1 pseudogene is annotated in these 318 nt (G+C 78.0%); it reads left to right on the top strand.

The window, feature by feature from the left end:
* Positions 1 to 318: pseudogene (locus tag FJ658_RS16565) on the top strand (glycosyl transferase); the annotation flags it as partial.

The following is a 318-nucleotide window of genomic DNA, read 5'->3' as shown; positions in this document are numbered from 1 at the left end:
GGCGCTCCACGACCGCACCCTCGTCTTCGCGCGCGAGCTCAGCCGCCGCGCACGCGAGTCGGGGGCCCTCTTCCTCGACCCGAGCGCCGAGCTCGACCTCGCCGATCCCCGGATGTGGGCGGGCGACCGCGTGCACCTCAGCTCCCGGGGGCACCGCATGCTCTCCTACGCGGCCGCCGAGACCCTCGGACTCGCGGGCGCCGCCGAGCTCGCCCGCCTCGAGGCCGCGATGCACGACGAGGAGCCGGGCGCCGACGACGAGCCGCTGTCGCACGCCCGCTGGCTGTGGACGCACGTGCGGCCGTGGGCCGCCCGCCG

The sequence above is a fragment of the Schumannella sp. 10F1B-5-1 genome (genome assembly GCF_006517535.1).
Lineage (GTDB): Bacteria > Actinomycetota > Actinomycetes > Actinomycetales > Microbacteriaceae > Schumannella.
This window is presented reverse-complemented; position numbering and strand designations above follow the sequence as displayed.